At 60.0% G+C, this 22698-nt stretch carries 19 protein-coding genes; 7 read left to right on the forward strand and 12 right to left on the reverse strand.

Translation table 11 applies throughout. The features are described from left to right. Nucleotides 1–33: 33 nt before the first annotated feature. The 4 genes from H9Q10_RS09075 to H9Q10_RS09090 form a co-directional block, all read right to left on the reverse strand. On the reverse strand, nt 34–783 hold the full coding sequence (locus tag H9Q10_RS09075; protein WP_197903640.1) for an SPOR domain-containing protein: 750 nt from the start codon (nt 781–783) through the stop codon (nt 34–36). 202 nt (nt 784–985) lie between these two features. Beyond that, nucleotides 986–2482 carry a YifB family Mg chelatase-like AAA ATPase gene (locus tag H9Q10_RS09080; protein ID WP_197903641.1) on the reverse strand — a complete coding sequence of 499 codons (1497 nt, stop codon included), beginning with the start codon at nt 2480–2482 and terminating at the stop codon, nt 986–988. Between the two features lie 10 nt (nt 2483–2492). After that, entirely contained in the window at nt 2493–2762 is a 270-nt protein-coding gene (locus H9Q10_RS09085; RefSeq protein WP_197903642.1) for an accessory factor UbiK family protein, read from the reverse strand. Nucleotides 2763–2914: 152 nt separating this feature from the next. Further along, a complete protein-coding gene (locus H9Q10_RS09090; RefSeq protein WP_197903643.1) occupies nt 2915–3376 on the reverse strand; it encodes a DUF4149 domain-containing protein in 462 nt (153 codons plus the stop codon). A 157-nt stretch (nt 3377–3533) separates the two neighbouring features. On the opposite strand from H9Q10_RS09090, the gene ttcA reads away from it, so the two are divergent. Both ttcA and H9Q10_RS12305 read left to right on the forward strand, forming a co-directional pair. After that, a complete protein-coding gene (gene ttcA, locus H9Q10_RS09095; RefSeq protein ID WP_197903644.1) occupies nt 3534–4487 on the forward strand; it encodes a tRNA 2-thiocytidine(32) synthetase TtcA in 954 nt (317 codons plus the stop codon). Then, nucleotides 4477–5196, forward strand: coding sequence for a CPBP family glutamic-type intramembrane protease (locus tag H9Q10_RS12305; RefSeq protein WP_197903645.1), 720 nt, complete (start codon nt 4477–4479; stop codon nt 5194–5196). Before ttcA ends, H9Q10_RS12305 begins: the two co-directional genes overlap by 11 nt. Before the next feature lie 324 nt (nt 5197–5520). On the opposite strand, the gene H9Q10_RS09105 is transcribed toward H9Q10_RS12305, so the two are convergent. Next, nucleotides 5521–6255 carry a DUF4189 domain-containing protein gene (locus H9Q10_RS09105; protein ID WP_197903646.1) on the reverse strand — a complete coding sequence of 245 codons (735 nt, stop codon included), beginning with the start codon at nt 6253–6255 and terminating at the stop codon, nt 5521–5523. Here H9Q10_RS09105 and H9Q10_RS09110 point away from each other — a divergent pair. After that, nucleotides 6254–6694, forward strand: coding sequence for a DUF6678 family protein (locus H9Q10_RS09110; protein ID WP_197903647.1), 441 nt, complete (start codon nt 6254–6256; stop codon nt 6692–6694). The two genes, H9Q10_RS09105 and H9Q10_RS09110, sit on opposite strands and share 2 nt — an antisense overlap. Before the next feature lie 114 nt (nt 6695–6808). Here the strand turns inward: H9Q10_RS09110 and hemH are convergent, their stop codons facing one another. The 4 genes from hemH to H9Q10_RS09130 all read right to left on the reverse strand — a co-directional run bounded on the left by hemH (nt 6809) and on the right by H9Q10_RS09130 (nt 11616). Further along, entirely contained in the window at nt 6809–7819 is a 1011-nt protein-coding gene (hemH, locus tag H9Q10_RS09115) for a ferrochelatase (RefSeq protein ID WP_197903648.1), read from the reverse strand. Nucleotides 7820–7916: 97 nt separating this feature from the next. After that, entirely contained in the window at nt 7917–8063 is a 147-nt protein-coding gene (locus H9Q10_RS09120; RefSeq protein ID WP_197903649.1) for a hypothetical protein, read from the reverse strand. Then, complete coding sequence (locus H9Q10_RS09125) at nt 8053–10437, reverse strand: DNA translocase FtsK (protein ID WP_197903650.1); 2385 nt, start codon at nt 10435–10437, stop codon at nt 8053–8055. Before H9Q10_RS09125 ends, H9Q10_RS09120 begins: the two co-directional genes overlap by 11 nt. Nucleotides 10438–10767: 330 nt before the next feature. Then, nucleotides 10768–11616 (reverse strand): hypothetical protein, encoded by an 849-nt coding sequence (locus tag H9Q10_RS09130; protein ID WP_197903651.1) that lies wholly within the window; start codon nt 11614–11616, stop codon nt 10768–10770. Between the two features lie 352 nt (nt 11617–11968). On the opposite strand from H9Q10_RS09130, the gene H9Q10_RS09135 reads away from it, so the two are divergent. The 3 genes from H9Q10_RS09135 to H9Q10_RS09145 all read left to right on the forward strand — a co-directional run bounded on the left by H9Q10_RS09135 (nt 11969) and on the right by H9Q10_RS09145 (nt 16054). Beyond that, nucleotides 11969–14431 (forward strand): heavy metal translocating P-type ATPase, encoded by a 2463-nt coding sequence (locus H9Q10_RS09135; protein ID WP_197903652.1) that lies wholly within the window; start codon nt 11969–11971, stop codon nt 14429–14431. Between the two features lie 101 nt (nt 14432–14532). Then, nucleotides 14533–15273 (forward strand): tetratricopeptide repeat protein, encoded by a 741-nt coding sequence (locus H9Q10_RS09140; RefSeq protein WP_197903653.1) that lies wholly within the window; start codon nt 14533–14535, stop codon nt 15271–15273. Nucleotides 15274–15409: 136 nt separating this feature from the next. After that, entirely contained in the window at nt 15410–16054 is a 645-nt protein-coding gene (locus H9Q10_RS09145) for an NAD(P)H-hydrate epimerase (RefSeq protein WP_197903654.1), read from the forward strand. Nucleotides 16055–16173: 119 nt separating this feature from the next. Here the strand turns inward: H9Q10_RS09145 and H9Q10_RS09150 are convergent, their stop codons facing one another. The 3 genes from H9Q10_RS09150 to H9Q10_RS09160 form a co-directional block, all read right to left on the reverse strand. Next, nucleotides 16174–17397 carry a hypothetical protein gene (locus tag H9Q10_RS09150; RefSeq protein ID WP_205229553.1) on the reverse strand — a complete coding sequence of 408 codons (1224 nt, stop codon included), beginning with the start codon at nt 17395–17397 and terminating at the stop codon, nt 16174–16176. A gap of 102 nt (nt 17398–17499) precedes the next feature. Next, nucleotides 17500–19473 carry a DNA topoisomerase IV subunit B gene (locus tag H9Q10_RS09155; RefSeq protein ID WP_197903656.1) on the reverse strand — a complete coding sequence of 658 codons (1974 nt, stop codon included), beginning with the start codon at nt 19471–19473 and terminating at the stop codon, nt 17500–17502. 323 nt (nt 19474–19796) lie between these two features. Further along, nucleotides 19797–20633, reverse strand: a complete 837-nt coding sequence (locus H9Q10_RS09160) for a 23S rRNA (adenine(2030)-N(6))-methyltransferase RlmJ (RefSeq protein ID WP_197903657.1) — start codon at nt 20631–20633, stop codon at nt 19797–19799. Nucleotides 20634–21122: 489 nt separating this feature from the next. On the opposite strand from H9Q10_RS09160, the gene H9Q10_RS09165 reads away from it, so the two are divergent. Continuing rightward, nucleotides 21123–22616 (forward strand): SEL1-like repeat protein, encoded by a 1494-nt coding sequence (locus tag H9Q10_RS09165; protein WP_197903658.1) that lies wholly within the window; start codon nt 21123–21125, stop codon nt 22614–22616. Nucleotides 22617–22698: the final 82 nt, after the last annotated feature.

Consider the following 22698-nt stretch of genomic DNA (forward strand, 5'->3'; position numbering starts at 1 on the left):
TTGGTCTTTCGTTGTGTTGATTGTCGGGTAGGGTTAATCGGCTTGGCGGGTGAGGCTGTCCACGCCATTGCTGCGCAGGCGCTCGCTCAGGGCATCGGCTTGGGCGCGACTGAGGCGACCGCTCTGGATGCGGTATACGGTTTGGCCGTTGCGCTGGCTGCTGCTCACGCGGGCGTCGATGCCGAGCATGGCGAGTTTGGCGCGTTGTGAATCGGCGGCTTCGGGGTTGTTGTAGGAGCCCATCTGCACGATGTAGCGGCCGCCGTTGTTGGCGTGCTGCTCGGCATTGCGCTGGCTGTTGCGCTGCTCGGCGGCTTTGGCTTCGGCTTCGCGGCGTTCGCGTCGAGCCTGTTCGCGGGCGCGCTCCACGTTGCCGCTTTCCAGAATCTGCTGCGGTGTGGGCTTGGCTTCGGGCTCGGGTTTGCGCTGAGGCTCGCGCGGCTTGGCCTGCTGTTGGGGTTTGGGCTGCTCGGGCCGAGTTTCGGGGGTGCTGGCCTGGGCGGGTGCGGAGGCTGTTGCTGGCGGTTGGTCGGTGATGTCGCCGGGGGGCAGGGTGTAGCGGCCGCTGCTGCCGGAGGCGTCGCTGCCGGCGGCAGCGGTGGGCTGCGGCTGCTGGCGCGGGGTGAGGATTTCGGGCTGGGTTTCGGTTTTCGGCGCTTCGGGCTGTTTGATGCCGGAGGGCGTGTTGTTGAGGAAATACAAAACCGCGCCGATGATGAAGGTGGCCAGCAGGAGGCCGAAAATAAAGCCGGTAAGGCCTTTGCCGTGAGGTTTGGTTTGCATGGGGAAAAAGGCTTGCTAAAAATGTGCCGCATTTTATCAAAACCGTTTGCGGCGGCGGAAGGTTTTTACATGTTCTTTCAGGCTGGGCGGTTTAACTGCGTTGCGGTTTTGTTTTCAGGTAGCCTTTGGGTGGCGGGAAGGGGCTACCTGAAAATATTTGGGAGGAAATGGGGTTTGACGCCCGGCATTTTCAGGTAGCCTTTTAAGACGGGGTGCGGCGGAAGCTCACGGCCTGCATCACGTGGCGCTGGTTTACGCTATCGCTGCCGGCAAGGTCGGCCAGGGTGCGGGCGATGCGCAGGATGCGGTGGTAGCTGCGGGCGGAGAGGGAGAGTTTTTCCAGCACGGCAGCAAGGGCGGCTTTGGCTTCTGGCTCGATGGCGGCGATGTCGTCAAGCTCGCTTACGTTGAGCTCGGCATTGTTTTTGCCTTGGCGGCGGTGTTGTCTTTCGCGGGCGATGAGCACGCGCTGCAACACGGTGGCGCTGGGTTCGCCGGGCGCGGCCTGGGTGAGCTCGGCGGCGGTGAGGGCAGGCACTTCGATAATTAAATCAATCCTGTCTAAGAGCGGGCCGGAGATTTTGCCGCGGTAGCGGGCGATGCTCTCGGGCGTGCAGCGGCAGGGTTTGGCGGGATGGCCTAGGTAGCCGCAGGGGCAGGGGTTCATGGCGGCCACGAGCTGGAAGCGGGCGGGATAGGTGGCCTGGCGGCTGGCGCGGGAAATGTGGATGAGGCCGTTTTCCAGTGGTTCGCGCAGCATTTCGAGCACTTTGCGGTCGAACTCGGGCAGTTCGTCGAGGAACAATACGCCGTTGTGCGCCAAGGAAATTTCGCCTGGCTTGGGGTCGGAACCACCGCCCACCATGGCGGCGGCGCTGGCGCTGTGATGCGGCGAACGGAAGGGGCGGCGGCGGGAGAAGCCGTGCTGCTGGGGCAGCAGCGAGCGCAGCGCCCAGGTTTCGGTCATTTCGTGGTCGGACAGGGGCGGCAGGATGCCGGGCAGGCGCTGGGCGAGCATGGATTTGCCGGTGCCGGGCGGGCCGCTCATCAGCAGGCTGTGGCCGCCGGCGGCGGCGATTTCCAGTGCGAGGCGGGCGGTGTGCTGGCCTTTTACGTCTTGCAGGTCGGGATAGGGGGCTTCTTCTCGGGCGCGGATTTCGGGGCGGCAGCGCTCGAGCGCAGCGATGCCGTTGAGGTGGGCGGCCACGGCGCCGAGGCTGTCGGCGGCGAGCACTTCGGCGCTTTCAATCAGCGCGGCCTGCTCGGCGCTTTGCTGCGGCAGGATGAAGCGGCGCTGCGCCTGTGTGCTCTGCCACACCATCGCCAGCGCGCCGCGCACCGGGCGCAGCAGGCCGGACAGCGCCAGCTCGCCGGCCATTTCGTAGCGGGCGAGCTCTTCGGGGGCAATGGCGATTTGGCCGGAGGCGGCAAGGATACCGATGGCAATCGGCAGGTCGAAGCGGCCGGATTCTTTGGGTAGGTCGGCCGGGGCGAGGTTGACGGTGATTTTCTTGGCGGGGAAATCGAAGCCGCTCTGGATGATGGCGGCGCGCACGCGGTCTCGGCTTTCCTTCACTTCGGTGTCGGGCAGGCCGACGATGTTGAACGCGGGCAGGCCGTTGGCTAGGTGGGCTTCCACTTCCACCAGGGGCGCGGCCATGCCGCTGAGGGCACGGCTGTATACCACCGCCAAGCTCATGCCGCGATTCCTATTGCTGTTCGGTGTGGTTGGGCAGGGCGGCTGCCGGGGCGGCGGCTTCCAGCTTGGCCAGGCGCGCTTCGAGGGCGGCCAGCTTTTCGCGGGTTTTGATCAGCACCTGCTGCTGGATGTCGAACTCTTCGCGGGTAACCAAATCCAGTTTGTTAAACGTGCTGCCGAGCAGGGCTTTCACGTTTTTTTCCGCGTCTTTCACCGGGCTTGCGGCGATGGTGCTGCTGATTTTTTCGGCGAGCTCGTCGAGGATTTTTTTGGCCAGCATGGCGGTTTCCTTGTGTTGGGATGTGAATGAGCGCATTTTATCGGCGCGGGGGTGGGGCAGCAAGCATTAAGGGCGGCAAACGTTAAAAAGGCTACCTGAAAACCATGCGGCAGATGTTTTCAGGTAGCCTTTATCCGGTTTTCAGGTAGCCTTTAATGCCACTCGAAGCGCAGCAGCCGCATCAGCAGCACCAAGCCCAGCAGGCTCACCAGCATATACAGGCTGCTCGACAAACCGTGCCAGAAGCCCATTTCGCCGCCAAGCAGGTTGGGCAGCCAATGCGTTTGCCCCGTGCGCAGTGCGCGGATAACCGGCACCAGCAGAAACTGCGAAACCGCCAGCAGCAGCCAAGTGAACGCCACCAGGCGGGCGGAAAGTTTGCTGTTGCCGCCCCGGCCGAACGACTGCCGGCGAGCCGAAACGCCGGCCAAATACACAACGGCCCACACAAACAGCCCGATATAATTCACCGCGCCAAACAGCATCCCGGCCAGCGTGCCCGCCTGCTCCTTGGGCAGCGATTGAAACAATAAAGGCGCCACGCCGTAGCCCGCCATCACATAAGCCCCAAACCACGCCGCCACCAACAAAGCCAACACTCGATTTGCAAACATCCGCATCCTTTCTCTGCCAAACGGGTTAAAACGCAGCAGAGTTTACCGTATTCTTCACATTCTTTCAGCCGGGCGGGCAATGATTTACCTGCTATAAAATCCGCCTACACTGCGTTACAATCCCGCATTTTCCGTTTCCGCTACACCAATAAACGCCATGTCGCACAAACCGAAACCCGAACACGAAGCCAACAAACTCAGCAAACGCCTGCGCCACGCCGTCGGCGACGCCATCAACGATTTCAATATGATCGAGCCGGGCGACAAAATCATGGTCTGCCTCTCCGGCGGCAAAGACAGCTACGCCCTCTTAGACATCCTGCGCCAGCTGCAAGCTTCCGCGCCGATTGATTTCGAACTCGTGGCCGTGAACCTCGACCAAAAGCAGCCCGGCTTCCCCGAAGACGTGCTCCCGGGCTACCTGAAAAGCATCGGCGTGCCCTTCAAAATCGTGGAAGAAGACACCTATTCCACCGTGAAGCGCGTGCTGGACGAAGGCAAAACCACCTGCTCGCTGTGCAGCCGCCTGCGCCGCGGCATCCTCTACCGCACCGCAAAAGAGCTGGGCTGCACCAAAATCGCCCTCGGCCACCACCGCGACGATATTTTGGCCACGCTGTTCCTGAATATGTTTTACGGCGGCAAACTCAAAGCCATGCCGCCCAAGCTGGTGAGCGACAACGGCGAACACATCGTCATCCGTCCGCTGGCCTATGTGAAGGAAAAGGATTTGATCAAATACGCTGAATTGAAGCAGTTCCCCATCATCCCGTGCAACCTGTGCGGCTCTCAGCCCAATTTGCAGCGGCAGGTGGTGGGCGAGATGCTGAAGGATTGGGACAAACGCTTCCCCGGCCGCATCGAAAGCATGTTTTCCGCGCTGCAAAACGTGGTGCCCTCGCATTTGGCCGATACCGAACTGTTTGATTTCGTTGGACTCAGGCGCGGGCAGGATTTGAAACACGGCGGCGATTTGGCTTTCGACAGCGAAACCGTGTCGTTTGACGCGCCGCGCGATGAGGAAGATGAAAGGCTACCTGAAAAAACCGGGCGCAAGGTGATCAATATTTTGGTCAGCAAGCCGAAGGAAGGGGGCTGCGGTGCGCGATAAGGTGCTGGCCGTGCTGCGGCTGTTCGGCCTTTTGCTGGTGATGATGGCATTGCCGGTGCTGCTCGGCCTGTTCGGTTATGCAAACGCGGCGCTGGGCTGGCGGACGGCGGGCGGCGCGGCGTGGTATGCGGCGCAGGGGGCGGAAGCGCTGCTGTTCGGCGCGGCGGGAGGGGCGGTATTGTATTGGTTTGCCCGCCTTTATCGGCGCGGCGCAAACGGCTATTTCCGCCCGCCGGGCGACAAAATTTCCGGCAAAAAGCTGTTGCTCTCGGCGGGCTACCTGCTGCTCCTGTTGGCCGTGGGGCCGCTGTATGAGGCGCTGATGCGCGCGCTGGGCGCGGATGGGGGAGTGGACGATTTGCAAAACCAGCAAATCCTGCTGCACATGGTGCGCCAGCTGCCGCTGCCGATGGTGCTGCACATCGTGCTGCTGGCGCCGCTGCTGGAAGAATTGCTGCTGCGCGGCATTTTCTTCCAGAACTTCGGCGCGCCAGACCGCCCGGGCAAAAGGCTTGCGCTGCTGGCGGCTTCGGCCTTCGTGTTCGGCAGCCTGCACAACCCGCCCACGGAGCCCGCCTTCCTGCTGTATTCCGCCATGGGCCTGGTGCTGGGCGGGGCGTACCTGCACACCAAGGATTTGAAGTATCCGGTGCTGATTCATATGGTTAACAACACCATCAGCTTGGTGTCGTCGTTTTGGCCGGAGTAGGGCGCGGCAATTTGGAAGGCTACCTGAAAAGTGATGTAGATCGGGCATTTATGCCCGACGTTTGTAATGGGAGAGCGTGGGTGTCGGGCATTTATGCCCGACCTACGGGTAATCCTAATTAAAGGCTACCTGAAAAATTTTGGCAGGCCGGTGGGTGTGGCGCAGCCACGCACGCGGATACGGAGTTTCAAGCAACGCGTGCGTGCGTTCCGCACACACCCTACGCATATGGGTTGCCCCAGTTGCATCACGGCAAAGGCTACCTGAAAAATATGGGCAGGCGGGAATGGCGCCCATGCCCGGGCTGCGGGCTGCGGGGCGCGCTCAGCGGCGCGGCGAGGCGCAAACAAAGGAATTCCCGTCATCGAAATCTTGGCATTCCTTGTAGCCGCCTGTTTTACATTGGTTTAGGGCGTCATTTTCTGCATCCCTCATACGCTCCCCTACGCCAAAGAAATAGAGGGTGTCGCCGCGAGCATCTTTGCCCCTGGCCGTGGCCAGGCATCCGTTTCGCGTTACCATCACGCGGCAATTGCGCCCGCCGTTCTCCCGACAGCGGTTTAGGGCTTCCTGCCTGACCTCGCGTGCGGTGTGGCCACTGCTAACGGCGAAAACGCGGTTGGGCGCGGCGGCCAAGGCGGCAAAGTCGTGATGCTCTATCACCCGGGGGCGTGTCGGCCCGCTGTCGTAGCCGCCGCCTCCGCCGGAAGTATCCACACAGGCTCCGTTGCCATACATCGCATAGCAGTAATGTTCTTGCGGGTTCGCCGCTGCAAACTGGCTGGCGGCCAAGCTGCCCAGTGCCAGCAGCGCGGGCAAAATAAATTTTTTCATGAGCTTCCCTTTTTGAATAATTGGAAAAGCAGCCGGCCGGGCTGGCTGCCGAAGGGCGGCATTGTAGGGCTTGCGCGGCGGGAAGGCTACCTGAAAAACAGCAAACGGTTTCAAGCCGGTATTGGCGGTTGGCTTCGCAGAAAACCAGCCTTGCTTTGCAAGGTGTCGTGTTCGCTTGGTTGAAGCTGCGTTTTCAGGTAGCCTGGCGGGAAAGGAGAAAATCATGCAAACAGACGAACAGGCACTCAAAAGCAAAGAAGAACGTTACCGCCGCCGCGTGCGCGAATTTGTGCGGCAGAACCGGCTGGCGGGGGCGATGAACAACACCAAATGGCGGGAGCTGCGCGGGGCGATGGATGAGTGGGAAAACGCGCCGGCCTATGAAATAAAATACCTGTTTAACGATAAATCGGAAGTTGAAACCGAGCACAAAATCGCCAAGCTTTCTTCAAGCATAGGCGATTGGGGCTACGAGCATTTCTACCCGATGTTCGATATCGAATGGGTGAAAATCGAGAAATTCCGTACCGTATTCCGCGGGCATTTGATTGCGCCGGAAATTGTGGACAACAGCGCGGGTATTCGCGCGATATTGGAGCGCTTCAGTATTCCGTATGCGGAGAGCGAGTTTTGCTTTACGGTGTACGGCTACCTGAAAGGCTGACCGGCCGGAAGGCAGGGATAAAGGCTACCTGAAAATTTTTCAGCTTCGCAGAAACCTGCAAAGCTCGTTTCAGGTAGCCTTTGTTTGTTTTCAGCCAGCCTGGCGGCCTTTCCTTTACACCCAGCCGCCGAGGTTTTCCCGCGCGAGGTCGGCGAGGGCTTGGATGAAGACGGGGTTGTCGTTGAGGCAGGGGATGAAGCGGAAGGTGCGGCCGCCGGCTTCGTGGAATTGTTCGCGGCCTTGGATGGCGAGCTCTTCGAGGGTTTCGAGGCAGTCGCTCACGAAGCCGGGGCAGAATACGTCGAGCTCGCGGACGTTGTGTTTGGCGGGCAGTTCGGTGAGCAGGTCGGAAGTGGCGGGGCCGACCCAGCGGGCGCGGCCGAAGCGGCTTTGGAAGGCGAGATACCATTCTTGGGGGGAAAGATGGAGGGCTTCGGCCAAGAGCTGGGCGCTGGCGCGGCATTCGGCGGCGTAGGGGTCGCCCTGCTGCACGGCGGCTTCGGGGATGCCGTGGAAGCTGAAGAGGATGCGCTGGCCGCGGCCGTGCTGCTGCCAGTGGGCGCGGATATGTTCGGCCATGGCTTGGATGTAGTCGGGGTGGTTATAAAAGCGGCTGACGGTGCGCAGGCTGATTTGGTTGCGCTGTTTGGTGAGCTCGTTCAGCACTTTATCGAGCGCGGCGCCGCTGCTGCTGGCGGCGTATTGCGGGTAGAGTGGGATGGCCAGCAGGCGGTTTACGCCCTGCGCCTTCATGGAGGCGATGGTGTCGGCCACGGAGGGCTCGCCGTAGGACATGGCGTGCTCCACCAGCACTTGCGGCAGCTGCCGTTGCAAGGCGGCTGCCTGTTTGGCGGTGAGCACGGCCAGCGGGGAGCCTTGGGGCTGCCAGATTTGCTGGTAGCCGTGGGCGCTTTTTTTAGCGCGGAAGGGGAGGATGATGCCGCGCAGCAGGGGCTGCCACAGCCAGCGTGCCAGCTCGACCACGCGCTGGTCGGAGAGGAATTGGCGCAGGTAGGGGCGCACGGCTTCGGGCGTGGGGGCGGTGGGGGTGCCGAGGTTGATGAGCAGGATGCCGACGCGGGCGGGATGGTGGCCTAGGGGCGGCTCGGGGAGGAAGCGGGGCATGGGCTTGGGTTCCTTGCGGTGGTTGGGCGGTGTGTGTTGTTATTGGGGGCTGGCTGAAAAGGGTTGGCAAGCTGGTTTTTATTTTTCAAGCTGGTTTTTATTTTTCAGGTAGCCTGTTGTGTGCTTGGGGCTGCCTGAAAATGCAGGTGCTTTGTCGGGCATGAATGCTTGGCCTGCGGTTTTGGTTTTCAGGTAGCCTTTCCCATTGCAAGAGGCTACCTGAAAAAGTTGCACTACAAATCATCCTTCCTGGCCAATATCTTGCGCGCGCCGCTCACATCGGCGGGGGAGACGATGCCAGCATCTTCCAGCGCCTGCATCAGGTTGGCGGCGCGGTTGTAGCCGATGCGCAGCTGGCGTTGCAGGGAGGAAATGGAGGTTTTGCGGCTTTCCAGGATGAAGGCCACGGCCTGGTCGAACATTTCGTCGCTGCCGGCATTGGGGTGCACGGCGTTCACGGTTTCTTGCGCGGCTTCGCCGGAGAGCAGGCCTTCGATGTAGTCGGCGCCCTGCTGGCGTTTGGCGAAGGAGGCCACTTCGTGCACTTCGTGGTCGCTCACGAAGGCGCCTTGCAGGCGCACGGGCTCGGCGCTGCCGGGCTGGAGGAAGAGCAGGTCGCCGTATTTGAGCAGGTCTTCGGCGCCCATTTGGTCGAGGATGGTGCGGCTGTCGATGCGGCTTTGCACGGTGTAGGCCATGCGGGTGGGGATGTTGGCTTTGATCAGGCCGGTTACCACGTCCACGCTGGGGCGCTGGGTGGCCACGATGAGGTGCATGCCGGCGGCGCGGGCTTTCTGCGCCAGGCGGGCGATTTGCGTTTCCACCGCCTTTTTCTCGGTCATCATCAAATCGGCCAATTCGTCGATCACAATCACGATATAGGGCAGCTTTTGCAGCGGCTCGGGCTCGTCGGGATTGGGGCTGAAGGGATTGGGCAGGGGTTTGCCGGCCGCGGCGGCCTCGGCCACTTTCTGGTTGAAGCCGACCAGGTTGCGCACGCCGGCGTGGGCGAGCAGGCGGTAGCGTTTTTCCATTTCGGCCACGCACCAGTTGAGCGCCTGCCCGGCCTCGCGCATGTCGGTTACCACCGGGCAGAGCAGGTGCGGGATGCCTTCGTACACCGAGAGCTCCAGCATTTTCGGGTCGATCATGATGAAGCGCACTTCATCGGGCGCGGCCTTATACAGGATCGACATAATCATGGCGTTCACGCCCACCGATTTGCCCGAGCCGGTCATGCCGCCCACCAGGAGGTGCGGCATTTTGCCCAAGTCGGCCACCACCGGCTGCCCGGCAATATCTTTGCCCAGCGCCACGGTGAGTTTGGACTGCGCTTCGGCAAACACCGGCGAGGAGAGGATTTCGCGCAGCAGCACTTCCTGCCGCTTCTCGTTCGGCACTTCGATGCCCATGGTGCTCTTGCCGGAGATGGTTTCCACCACGCGCACCGACTGCATGGAAAGCGAGCGCGCCAAATCTTTGGCAAGGTGCGTGATCTGGCTGCCTTTCACGCCCTGCGCCGGCTCGATTTCAAAACGCGTGATCACCGGCCCGGCGGTGGCGCTCACCACGGTTACCTGAATGCCGAATTCCGCCAGCTTGGCTTCGATGCGCTCGGCCATGCGTTGCAGCGCCTCGGGGTTGATGTCCGGCTTGTGCTCCTGCCCTCGGGTGAGCAAATCCAGCTCGGGCAGGCGGTATTCGCCGTCTTCAGTTTGGCCTTTTGGGTCGAACAAATCTTTCTGCCGCTCCGGCGCCGGTTTTTCAGGTAGCCCCTGCTCGGCCGGCTGGCTGATCTGTACTGTCACCGGCTTGCGGTTGCTGCTGGCTCCGGCCACGGTTTCCACCTCCTCGGCCGTGATGCTTTTCGCCGCGCGCACCATGCGGCGGGCAAATTTCGCGTTCGGCATTTCGCGCACAAACCGGTGCGGCCGGCGGATGAGCTTATACCACAGCCATTCCAGCTGCGCCCCCGCCTTTTCCAAAAGCGTGAGCCACGACACCTGCAACAACAGCGACAGCCCCGCCACAATCAGCACCACCTGCACCAGCAGGCTGCCGGATACGCCCAACAGCCGCGTAAACCCGCTGCCGAGCGACTGCCCGATTAAGCCGCCCGCGCCCATCGGCAGGCTTTCGCGCAATTCTGCCGACCAGGCCGCCGCCTCCAAAAGCGGGCTGCCGAACAGCAGCAGCGCCGCCCCGCCCAAGCCCATGCCCAAGTGATACGGCTTCTCGCTGCTCTGCTTCACGCTGCGGAAATTGTGATACAGCCACACCGCCGCCGCCAGCAGCAGCCACCACACCGACAGCCCGAACAGATAATAGGCTACATCCGCCATATAAGCCCCCGCCAGCCCCGCCAGATTGCGCGGCGCCGCATCGTTGGGAATACTGCGCGACCAGGCCGGGTCTTCCATGGTGAAGCTTGCCAGCGCCAGCGCCAGGCACACCGTGAGCAGCAGCACCAAAAGCCACAGCATATCCGCCAGCAGCGAAATGGATTGCGAGGCCGCCGCTGCGGCAGAGGGCACCTTGGCGCGGCGCGCGGATTTGGAAGGGGGATTGTGCCGGTTCGGCTTCGGCTTGGCCGGTTTGCGGGAAGGTTTCTTGCTCATATTTCACAACTGCCGGCAGCCCGATAGGGGCTACCTGAAAAACGGTGGATAACTAATTACAGCTTGGGATGACAGCCAGGGATGACGGCCGGGAGCGGCCATACAAAACGCCGCATTATAGCAGTATTGCCCAAGGGCTGGCGCGGCCTGGATTTCGGCGGAAAAGGCTACCTGAAAAATTCAGGTAGCCTTTCGGGTTTGGTTTGGCACGGTAGGGTGTGTGGCGCAGCCACGCACGCGGATACGGGAAGTTCAGGCAACGCGTGTGTGCGTTCCGCATACACCCTACGCGTGCTGCGCTTATTACTATATTACTAATATTTATATAAATTACTTTACAACAACCATTCTATTTTCATTTGGGTTATAAAAGTAAACCAACCACTTGCTCATATCTACTCTTACAATAGTATCAGGTGCAGATAATACCCTTAGTATTCTTTCTCTTTCCTGTTGCAATTCTTTATCTGAAAGAAATCTATGGTATTCTCTACCAGACCTATTGCCAATATACCCGCCTAGCATTGAATCCTGTCTGCTCATTGTAGATATACACGGTATCATATAATTAAAATCACGAGGTATTGGTATTCCTTGTTGCTGTCCCTCAATTCTAGGGATAAGACTCATATCTTTATCTACCTGTTTACGATGAATTAAAAGGTTATTCAAATATTTTATCGGAAACCATAGCGTTTGGAACTCTCTTGCCCTTATATATTTAATTTCCCTCCATTTCCTATTAACACCATCATCCTGATATGTTTCAAAATTATATTCATTTCCAAGCCTATCATTCAGTTCGTAGATTAGATTTTCTTGGTTATAATCTTTAACATTCCCTGATAATGCGTAGCTATAAACCCCACACACCGTATACTTTGGATTATTTTCATCAAACAATTCTCCATCTTCATAATCCGTCACCTGAAACGAGTAAAGCTGCCTGTTGAGCATATAAATATTTCTGTCTTTACTTATTATCGGATCTGATAAGAAAAACTTAAATTCAGAATGTATCTCACCACGTGGTTTCATCATACTATCCGGGAGTATCCAAAAAGGAATCCATGCCGACAAAATAACCATCATAAAAACCAAAAATATGATTTTTATTGCAAATAGTTTAAGCCCTGCATTTTGTTCATCTTGTATCACTGGTTTATCCTGTTCTTCCATCTTCCATATACTCCATGTTTTTGCCTATCTTTTAATCAATCGCAAAAAGGCTACCTGAAAACACCAAATAAGCCTTCCCTAAACCATCTCGTTTCAATACTACCGCTCTGGCTGTTTCCCTTAGAGGCTACCTGAAAAATTTCGGTGCAGGCTATATGGTACAGGGTTTTCGGCTTTAGCTTTGCAGAAACTCGCTTCGCCCGTTTTAACTGCGTTGAAGCTCACGCTTTCAGGTAGCCTCTATCCCCGGGCTTGGGGCTACCTGAAAAAAGCTGCGCTGCGTTTGAACTGTCTTGGAGCTTCGCTTTCAGGTAGCCTATAATCCGCGCCATTCTATAAGCGAACACACACCATGAGCCACACCGAAGCCCAAGCCGATACCTGTTTCCACTGCGGCCTGCCCGTGCCCGAGGGGCTGGATATGCCGATTGAGTTTGAAGGCGCCGCCCATCCGGCCTGCTGTGCGGGCTGCCAGGCGGTGGCGCAGAGCATCATCGCCGCCGGGCTGGGCAGCTACTACCACCGCCGCACGGCCGAGGCGGAGCAGGCGGTGCTGCCGCCGCCGGAAATGCTGGCGCAGCTCAAGCTGTACGACCTGCCGGATGTGCAGGCGGAGTTTGTGGAAGCGAAGGAGGGGAACGAGCGCGAGGCGGTGCTGATGCTGGGCGGGGTCACCTGCGCGGCCTGCGTGTGGCTGATTGAGCAGCAGCTTTTGCGGCTTCCCGGCGTGCTGCGCGCGGAAATCAACTACAGCACGCTGCGCGCGCGGGTGGCTTGGGATAATTCGCAAGCGGCGCTGTCGGATATTCTGCTGCGGGTGCGCCAGAGTGGCTACGAGGCTTCGCCTTACGATGCGCGGCGCATGGAAACGCAGGCGGCGGCGGAGCGCAAGCAGGCGCTCACGCGCTTGTGGGTGGCGGGGCTCTCGATGATGCAGGTGATGATGTATGTGGTGCCCACTTATCTTTATGCGGGCGAAATTGAGCCGCGCTTTTTGTGGATGCTGCATTGGGCGAGCATGCTGCTCACGCTGCCGGTGTTGTTTTATTCGGCGGTGCCGTTTTTCAAGGGGGCGTGGCGCGATTGGAAAAACCGCCGCGCGGGTATGGATACGCCGGTGGCGGTTTCGATTGCGGCGGCGTTTTCAGGTAGCCTTTTGGCGCTGTTGCAGGGGCGGGAAGAGGGGATTTATTTCGATTCGGTGTCGATGTTTGTGTTCCTGCTGCTGGGCGGGCGCTATTTGGAGCAGCTGGCGCGACGCAAGGCGGGCGATGCTTCGGAGCGGCTGGTGAAGCTGGTGCCGGCGTTTTGCCACCGGCTGCCGGATTATCCGGATATGGAGCGTGCGGAGGAGGCGGTGGTGGCCAAGCTGGCGGCGGGCGAAGTGCTGCTGGTGAAGCCGGGCGAGGTGGTGCCGGCCGACGGCGTGGTGCTGGCAGGCGAGAGCGAGCTGAACGAGGCCATGCTCAGCGGCGAGAGTTTGCCCGTGCCGAAAGCGGCGGGCGATGCGGTTACCGCGGGCACGCTCAACGGCGGCAGCCCGCTCGTTGTGCGCGTGGAGCAGGCGGGCAGCCAAACGCGGCTGTCGCACATTGTGCGCCTGCTGGATAGGGCGCTGGCGGAAAAGCCGCGCATGGTCGAGCTGGCCGACCGCTATGCGGCTTGGTTTGTGGGCGCGCTGCTGCTGCTGAGCGCGCTGGTGTTTGCCGGCTGGGCTTGGTATGCCGATGCGCAAACCGCGCTGTGGATTACCGTGTCGCTCTTGGTGGCCACCTGCCCGTGCGCCTTGTCGCTGGCCACGCCGGCGGCTTTGGCGGCTTCCACCGGCCATTTGGCGGGCGAGGGCGTGCTCATCAGCCGCGGGCATAGCCTAGAAACCCTGGCGCGGGTGGACACCGTGGTGCTGGACAAAACCGGCACGCTCACCACCGGCCGGCTGGCCGTGTGCGCCATCCGCACCGCCGAGGGCGTGAGCCGCGATCTGGCCGTGGCGCTGGCGCAGCTTTTGGAGCGGCAGAGCGAACACCCCGCCGCGCGTGCCATTGCCGGCCTGCCTGCCGGCCCGCTGAAATTGGAAGCGGAAAACTATGTCAACCGCGCCGGGCATGGCATCGGCGCGCAAGTGCGGCAGGATGGGCGGCTGGAGCAATGGCGCATCGGGCGGGCGGATTATGTGGCCGAGCTTTCGGGCAGGCTACCTGAAAACTTGCAGGCGGAGCACGCTGGCGGCGCGGTGTATTTGGGCAGCCGCCAGGGCTTTGCCGCCGTGTTCCTGCTGCAAGATCAAATGAAGCCCGAAGTGCCCGCCATGCTGGCGGAGTGGAAACGGCAGGGCTTGAGCCTGCTCCTGCTCAGCGGCGACAGGCAGGCGGCGGCCGATGCCGTGGCGGCCGGTTTGCCGCTGGATGCGGTACGCGCCGAGGCCACGCCGGAAGACAAGCTCGCCTATGTGCAGGATTTGCAGGCGAAGGGGCACAAAGTGCTGATGGTGGGCGACGGCATCAACGACGCGCCGGTGCTGGCGCAGGCGGACGTGTCGGTGGCGGTGGCCGAAGGCGCGGACGTGGCGCGCGAAGGGGCAGACGTGCTGCTGCTCAACGGCAATATGCGCACGCTGCCCTACCTCACCGCCCAAGCCCGGCGCACCGCGTGGATTGTGCGTGAAAACCTGTGGTGGGCGGCGGGCTACAACTTGGTTATGGTGCCGCTGGCGGCGGCGGGTTTCGTTACCCCGTGGCTGGCGGCGCTGGGGATGAGCCTGAGCTCGCTGTTGGTGTCGGCCAACGCCTTGCGCCTGCTGCAGCGGGCAAAATAGAGGCTACCTGAAAGCGTGAGCTTCAACGCAGTTAAAACGGGTTCAGGATTTTCAGGTAGCCTTTGGCAGATTGTTTAACCCAAACAGAGAATGAAAACATCGTGAAAAACTATCTAACAGCCTTATTGTTTGCCGTGTGTTCCGCTGCCGCCCTGGCAGTGCCCTATCCGCCGCTGAACCCGGAAAGCTTGGTGAGCGGCAGCCCCGAACACCCGCCCATCACCGTAAACCTGCCCGCCTTGCGGCACGCGTTTGACAACCTCGCCGTCCACGCGGGAAGCTACCCCATACACTTCGACAACGACGCCGACCGCCGCCGCGCCATCGCCGATTTGCGCCCCATCGGCGTGCTGCTCGACAGCCTCATCGAAAACAACACCCCGCGCCCCGGTGCCGTGCCCCACAGCGACTACCTCTCCCTGCTGCAAATGCGCGCCCGCCTCAATTGGATGGGGCACAACCTCGACCAGCCCGGCTATGCCGACCGCGCCGAAGCCGACTACAACCGGCTGCTCACCCTCGCCCCCGCCGCCGCCAAACCCGCCATCCAAGGCGAATTCGGCGCCTTCCTAGCCTCCAGCGCCCGCACAGAACGCGCCATCCCCCTGCTGCGCGCCGCCTATCAGGCCGGGCATAAAGAACGCGGCCTCGATTTGGCCACCGCCCTCTTGACGCAAAACAAACGCAGCGAAGCCCTGCCCCTGCTGCGCGAATACGCCCGCCGCTTCCCGCAAGACCCAAGAGGGCAAGCCATCCTCAACGCCGTAGAACAAGGCAAGGTGGAAACGCATGTATCGTATCCGAATAACCTGCGCCGCCAGCCCAAACAGCACGCGCGTTAAGCCGCACATCAAACACAGGCTACCTGAAAACGAGCTTTGCGAGTTTCTGCGCAGCTAAAATTTTCAGGTAGCCTGTTTGTTTGGCAGGGCATAAAATCTTTGTTGAAACCTTCAACCCGCCCGCAGGAGAAACACCATGCCCCTTACCGCCGATGCCAAAATCTACACCGCCGCCCAAATGCGCGCGCGCGAACAGGCCGCCGTGGCGGCCGGCAGCAGCTTTTTGCAGCTGATGGAAAACGCCGGCCAGGCCGCCGCGGCCGATTTGCTGCGCCGCCTGCCCGAGCCCGGCCGTGCCTTGCTGGTGTGCGGCAAGGGCAACAACGGCGGCGACGCGCTGGTGATTGCCCGCGTGTTGCAGCAGCACGGCTGGCAGGCGGATATCGTGCTGCTGCTGGGCGAGGCGCTGTCTGAGCTGGCCGAAACCAACCGCCGCCGCCTGCATGGCTTGGCGGGCATCCGCTTCCTGCCGCCGCAAGCTTTGCCCGCTGCGCTGGAGCAGGGTTACGACTTGATCATAGACGGCATTTTCGGCACCGGTTTTTCAGGTAGCCTGCCGCCCGAGGCCGCCGAGTGCTGCCGCCTGCTCAATCAAGCCGCGGCTTATAAAGTGGCGCTCGACATCCCCACCGGCCTCAACGGAGACACCGCCGAAGCCGCCGCCGACACCTTCCGCGCCAAGCTCACCTACGCCTTCGCCGCCTACAAACCGGCACACGCCAGCCCCGCCGCGCAGCAGTGGTGCGGCGAGATAGTGTGCTTGGATATCGGGATCGATTAGGCGGAATGCCGGAAAGGCTACCTGAAAACCAATCGGCAAAGCTTGTCGGCCTTAGTTGGAACATGGGAAAAGGTTACCTGAAATTTTCAGGTAGCCTTTTGGGTTAGCCATAACCGGCATCAGTGTTGCATCATTTCTTCAAACCCTGCGTTGTTCCGTTTGGTGCAGGCTTGCCGGGCTTGCTCGATTTCCCGCAGGCTGCGGGCATTGTCGGCAATGCTGGCGGCATCGATGACGGTTTGCGGAATAGGCAGGTAGTTTGCGCTGTATTTCCCACTGAAGCCTTTTAGCGGAAAACCGGTTAGCTGCCGGATATTGGCGGCGAAATCTCTCAGGTTGATGCTGCGGTATTCACAATGAAATTCGGCTGCCGTGCAATAACAATTTGAAGCTTTTTGGTTAGTTATATGGAAGGGTATCTGGCCAGACCAAGCGATTTGCATTACGTTGCCAACCGTGCTGACGGTGCTGCCGCTGTCTGCATTGTTGTAGATTACAAGTTGCGGCGCACGACCTTGGATGCTCCAATGTACGGCATGATAACTACTGAGAATCAGGATGTAGGGGGTATTACCAGCAGGTGCTTGCAGGATAAGGCGGTTGTCCCGATTGTCGCTTTCATACACGCCTACGGCATAGGTTACGGTTTGTGCCGGTAATTGCTTGGCAGCCAAGATGGCAGATAGGGCGGAACTATCTATTTCTTCGATTTTCGGGGCAACGGCAAGCTGGAAGCCGGTGGTGTGCCAATTGTTGATATATTCCACTTCGAGCAAGTAATTGCCCGGTTCGAGCAATATCGTTTGATCTTTAACAGAATTTTCAGCCTCTGCAATAATATGCCGGTTTAGCAGCACGCGCATCTTCGCCCAGCTGATGTCTGCCGAGATACGGTAGGCACCGCGCTGCGGAACGTGCAGCCGGCCTGCCCAATAAGCACCGAAGTCTTCAGACGGGATACCGAGGAATCGGTCGAAAGGATAGTTGATGGTGATGTTGTTTACCGTTTCGCGGCCAACAACCTGTTTGGGCTGGTTGGTATTGATATACCAGGCAAAATAACCATGTGACGGCACAGATTGCTGCGGGTTGAAGATGTCGCCCCAGCTATGGGCGGCAAGCGGGTAGTTGCTGAGTGGAGTGGGCTGTTGCTCGTCATCTTGAGGTGGTGCGGGCGGTTCGGTTTCCAAAGGAGGAATGGAGGAGATGTTTTCCTGTTCATTTTCGAAGTCGGCATCGGAGGCGGCCACAGGCAGATTGTTTTCCTGATCCTTCCCAACAGATGATGCCCGTAGATCGGGAAAAGCAAACCACAAACCAAGGCCTAGGGCGGCAAAAATCAAAATGGGCAGCAATACTTGCACGGCTGGCACTTTTTTGTTTGTTTTCATGGTGCGATTCCTGAGTGGAGGAAATTATCAAATAGCTCGGTAAGTCTGAAAGTATCAAATATCCAGTTCGGCCTTATCGCCTTCGGCTTCCATCCAGCTGCGGCGTTGGGCGGATTCGCCTTTGCCCATCAGCTTCACGAACACGTCGTAGGTGGGGCGGTCGCTGCCGTCGGGGATGTGCACGCGCAGCAGGCGGCGGGTGTCGGGGTGCATGGTGGTGTCTTTGAGCTGGTCGGGGTTCATTTCGCCCAGGCCTTTGAAGCGGCTGATGGAATAGTGGTTTTCGCGCAGGCCTTCCTTGCGCAGTTTTTCCAAAATGCCGTCGAGCTCGGCCTGGTCGAGGGCGTAGAACTTGCGCGCGGGCTTTTTTTTGCCCTGCGCGGCCACGTCCACGCGGAACAGGGGCGGCTGCGCCACATAAATGTGCCCGCGCCGCACCAGCTCGGGGAAGTGGCGGTAGAACAGGGTAAGCAGCAGCACTTGGATGTGCGAGCCGTCTACGTCGGCATCGGAGAGGATGGCGATTTTGCCGTAGCGCAGGCCGGAGAGGTCCGGTTCATCTTCCGCGCCGTGGGGATCCACGCCGATGGCCACGGAAATATCGTGGATTTCGGTGTTGGCGAAGAGTTGGTCGCGGTGCACTTCGAAGCTGTTGAGCACTTTGCCGCGCAGGGGCAGGATGGCTTGGGTGTTGCGGTCGCGGGCGAGCTTGGCGGAGCCGCCGGCGGAATCGCCTTCCACCAGGAAAAGCTCGTTTTCGCGGATGTCTTCGCTTTCGCAGTCGGTGAGCTTGCCGGGCAGCACGGAAATGCCGCTGCCTTTTTTCTTTTCGATTTTCTTCACCGAGCGCATGCGTTCCTGCGCCTGTTTGATGGCGAGCTCGGCGATTTTCTTGCCGGCTTCGAGGTTTTGGTTGAGCCACAGTTCCACCGGATCGCCAGCCAAGGCGGCCACCAGCTTGAGCGCGTCGCGGTTGGTGAGCTTGTCTTTGGTTTGGCCTTGGAACTGCGGGTCGAGCATGCGCACGGAAAGCACGAAGGCGACTCGGCCGAACACGTCGTCGCTTTGGATTTTTACGCCGCGCGGCAGGAGGTTGTGGTGGGTGATGAAGTTGGAGACGGCGTTGAACAGGGCCTGCTTGAGGCCGGCTTCGTGGGTGCCGCCGGCGGGGGTGGGGATGAGGTTCACATAGCTTTCGGTGCTGATGCGGCCTTCTTCCAGCCAGGTGAGGGCGCAGGATACGCCTTCGCCGTGGGCAAAGTCGCCGTGGTGGCTGCCGGAAACGTGGTTTTCCAGGGTGAGCAGGGGCAGGGTGGTTTCCTGCTCGGCGAGCAGGGTTTTCAGGTAGCCTTCCAGGCCGTTGGGGTAGTGCCAGGTTTGGGTGGATTTTTCAGGTAGCCCGGGTCGGGTGAGGGATACGCTCACGCCGGGCAGCAATACGGCTTTGGCGCGCAGCAGGCGTTCGATTTCGGCGATGTCGTAGTTGGGGCTTTCGAAATATTTGGCGTCGGGCCAGATGCGCAGGGTGGTGCCGCTGTCTTTGGCGGGGCATTTGCCGGTTTCGGTGAGCGGCTCGAGCACGTCGCCGCCGACAAACACAATGCGGTACACCCGGCCTTCGCGCCGCACGGTCACTTCTAGGCGGGTGGAGAGCGCGTTGGTAACGGACACGCCCACGCCGTGCAGGCCGCCGGAAAAGGCGTAGGCGCCGTCGCCGCTGGTTTTGTCGAATTTGCCGCCGGCGTGCAGGCGGGTGAACACGAGCTCGACCACGGGGATGCCTTCTTCGGGGTGCAGCCCCACGGGGATGCCGCGACCGTTGTCGGACACAGAGAGGGAGCCGTCGTCGTGGATTTCCACGCTGATGCGGCTGGCGAAGCCGCCCAGCGCTTCGTCGGCGGCGTTGTCGATGGCTTCTTGGCAGATGTGGGTGGGGCTGTCGGTGCGGGTGTACATGCCGGGGCGTTCTTTTACCGGCTCGAGCCCTTTGAGGACTTTGATGCTGCTTTCGGAATATTGCTTGGTCATGGTGTGTTTGCGAACTTGAAACTTGTTTATTTTAACATATCGGGAAGCGGCTGCTTGGGGGAAGGCTACCTGAAAAATAGGGCGGGGTTTTGGCTGCATGGAAACTGGCTTTGCTGGTTTTAATTTCGTTGAAACTGGCGCTTTAGCTCCGCAGAAACTCAGCCTTACTGCGCAAGACATCGTTTTCAGGTAGCCCTCAGCTAGCTGCGGAGGCTACCTGAAAAATAGTTAGCCACTATTTACCCAAGTAAAGGCTACCTGAAAGCGAAGCTTCAACGAAGTTAAAATGGGTACAGCAGAGTTTCTGCAAAACCAAAATCCGCTTACCCGCCGTGCTGTTCCAACACAAAATGCGCGCCGCTGTCTTGAGCCAAGAGTTCGGCCAGGGCGGGCAGGTTGGCGGTGAGCTGTTCGGCCAGCACGTAGGGCGGGTTGATGAGGAACATGCCGCTGCCGTGCATGCCGAAACCGTCGGCGCGGGGAGCGTGGGCGTGCAGCTCGGCTTGCAGCCAATGTGCGGCGGGCAGTTTGCGCAGTTCGGCGGGCAGGCTGCGGCTTTCTTCGCGCGAAAGGCAGGGATACCAGAGGGCGTAGCAGCCGGTGGCGAAGCGGCTGAGTGCGGCGCCTAGTGTTTGCACGGCTTGGCGGTATTCCTGCTTTTGTTCGTAGGGTGGGTCGATGAGGATGACGGCGCGGCGCGGCGGGGGTGGTAGGAGGGAAATCAGGCCTGGGTAGCCGTCGGCCTGTTTGGCGATGATACGGCGGTCGGCGGCGGTGTTTTGCCGGAGAAGGGGGAAGTCGGCGGGGTGCAGCTCGAACAGGCGCAGTTTGTCGCCGGGGCGCAGCAGGCTTTGGGCGAGAAGGGGAGAACCGCAGTAGAGTTGGGGCTGGGGCAGGAGTTTGTGCAGGTGTTGGCGGAATTGCTCGAGCTCGGCGGGGAGGGCTTGGGCGGCGAGCAGGCGCTCGATGCCTTGGCGGTATTCGCCGGTTTTCTGCGCTTGGTTTTCTTCTAAGCGGTAAAGGCCGGCGCCGCTGTGGGTATCGATATACCAATAGGGCTTGTCTTTGCGGTTGAAATAGCTGAGGATGAGGAATAAAACGAAATGCTTGAACACGTCGGCATGGTTGCCGGCGTGGAAGGCGTGGCGGTAGCTGAGCATGGGGAGGAGGTGGCAGGGAAAAACTGTATTTTAACCGAGCCGTACGCAAATCGCAGACAAAAAAAGGTGTGGCACAAGCCACACCTAAACACACACACATCAAGAGGAAAATGAATCCAGTGTTACAAGAAACAGGTTACTTTGCTTTCGCCGGCCGGTTTCAAAACCCGCCGAAACCAAATCCTTTCAACTTGGAAGCGATTATAGGGAGATTGCCCGGGTGCTACATTGACCAAAATCAAATGAACGGCGATTGCAGGCGGGATAACGCGCAATTTTTATGCGCCGCATGGTTTTCAGGTAGCCCTAAATAGCGGCTTCGGGCTGCCACAGAGCAGGACAGGCATGCTAAAATGACTGTATATTAACAAGATGCAGCCGTGCCGCCAAATATAGGGGCGCCGGCAGGAAAGCAGCAAGGGAGGAGCGGCTGCCCGGCAAACGCGCTGCGGCAGACGTTGTTTTCAAGATTCGATACGGTGGGAACGAATGATTAAATTTGCACTCAAACGCAAACCGGGCAAATCAGGCAGGGCCGAAAAAAACGCCCTGCCCGATGCCGAATCGTATTACCGCCGCGCCCAAGAGCTTGTGGAAGCGGAAGACACGCGGGAAGACGCGCTGGCCGATATGCGCCAAGCCGCCGAAATGGGCCACCAGCAGGCGCAATACGAACTGGGCGAATGGCACCGCCAAGGCAAATACACGGCACAAGATTACGCCACCGCGCTCTATTGGCTCGAACGCGCCGCCGCCTCGGGCTACCTGAACGCCGCCTACAGCCTGGCCATGATGCAGGCCAACGGCGAAGGCATGCAGCAAGACGTATTGGCCGCCAGCCAAGTGATGCAGCACCTGGCCGCGCAGAAATTCCCGCAGGCCATCGTGTGGCTGATGGAAAACGCCGCCGCCCACGGCCAGCACCAAAAAGCCTTTGCCTGGGCCTCCCGCGCCGCCGCATTGGGCGAACCGCAGGCGCAATACCACATGGCCTACGCCCTGCTGCACGGCCTCGGTACCAAAACCGACGTGCGCCAAGGCATTAGCTGGCTCAAACACGCTGCCGAACACGACTACGGCGATGCCCAATGGCAGCTCGCCCGCCTCTACGAAACCGGCCGCTTCGGCGGCATGGACAAAGCCAAAGCCCTGCATTGGTATGAGCGCGTGGCCGCCAAAGGCGTGGTGGCCGCGCAAAGCAAAGCTGGCCACATGCGCCTCAACGGTATCGGCTGCGCCGCCGACCCCAAACTCGCCGTGCAATGGATCATCCAGGCCGCCAACGCCAACGATTCAGAAGCCCTCAACCTGCTCGCCCGCCAGCTGCTCACCGGGCAGGGCATCCAGCAAAACTTCGAAGCCGCCATCCGCTGCCTCGAGCAGGCGGTGCGCCTCGGCAACGCCGATGCCATGTACCAAATGGGCGACGTATACCGCTACGGCCTCGGCGTATCCAAAGACGACAAACTCGCCCGCCAATGGTATGAGCAGGCCGTGCTCAACGGGCACGAAGAAGCCAAAGAAAAGCTGGCCGAGCCCGTGAAACCCCAGCGCCGCCCCTCCGATCCCGTCTGCCACCTACCCGACAAAGAAGAACAGCTGGCCGAAGAGCACTACCGCCAAGCCTTCGCCTGCCACTTCGGCCTCGGCGTAAACCAAGACATCGGCCAAGCCTTCTCGCTGTATAAAGCCGCTGCCGAATACGGCCTGCCGCGTGCCCAAACCAACCTCGGCATGATGTTTTTCCAAGGCGAATTCGTGGGCAAAGATTTCGAGAAAGCCGCCGCCTGGTTTAAAAAAGCCGCCCTCCGCCACGACCCCGTGGCACACTACAATCTCGCCTGCCTCTACTACCACGGCTGGGGCGTGCGCGCCAACGCCGGCGAAGCTATTTCCCATCTAAAAGAAGCCATCGCCCAAGGCCACAAACACGAAGGCGAATGGCAGAAGCTCCTAGAGCAGTGGCAGGAAGAGCTGGCTTGAGGCCGATAGGCAGCATAAAGGCTACCTGAAATTTTCAGGTAGCCTTTCATCTTTTCAGGCAAACCTGTTCAAGGCTGCCTGA

Source organism: Eikenella glucosivorans (assembly GCF_016025525.2).
In the GTDB taxonomy this organism is placed as follows: domain Bacteria; phylum Pseudomonadota; class Gammaproteobacteria; order Burkholderiales; family Neisseriaceae; genus Eikenella; species Eikenella glucosivorans.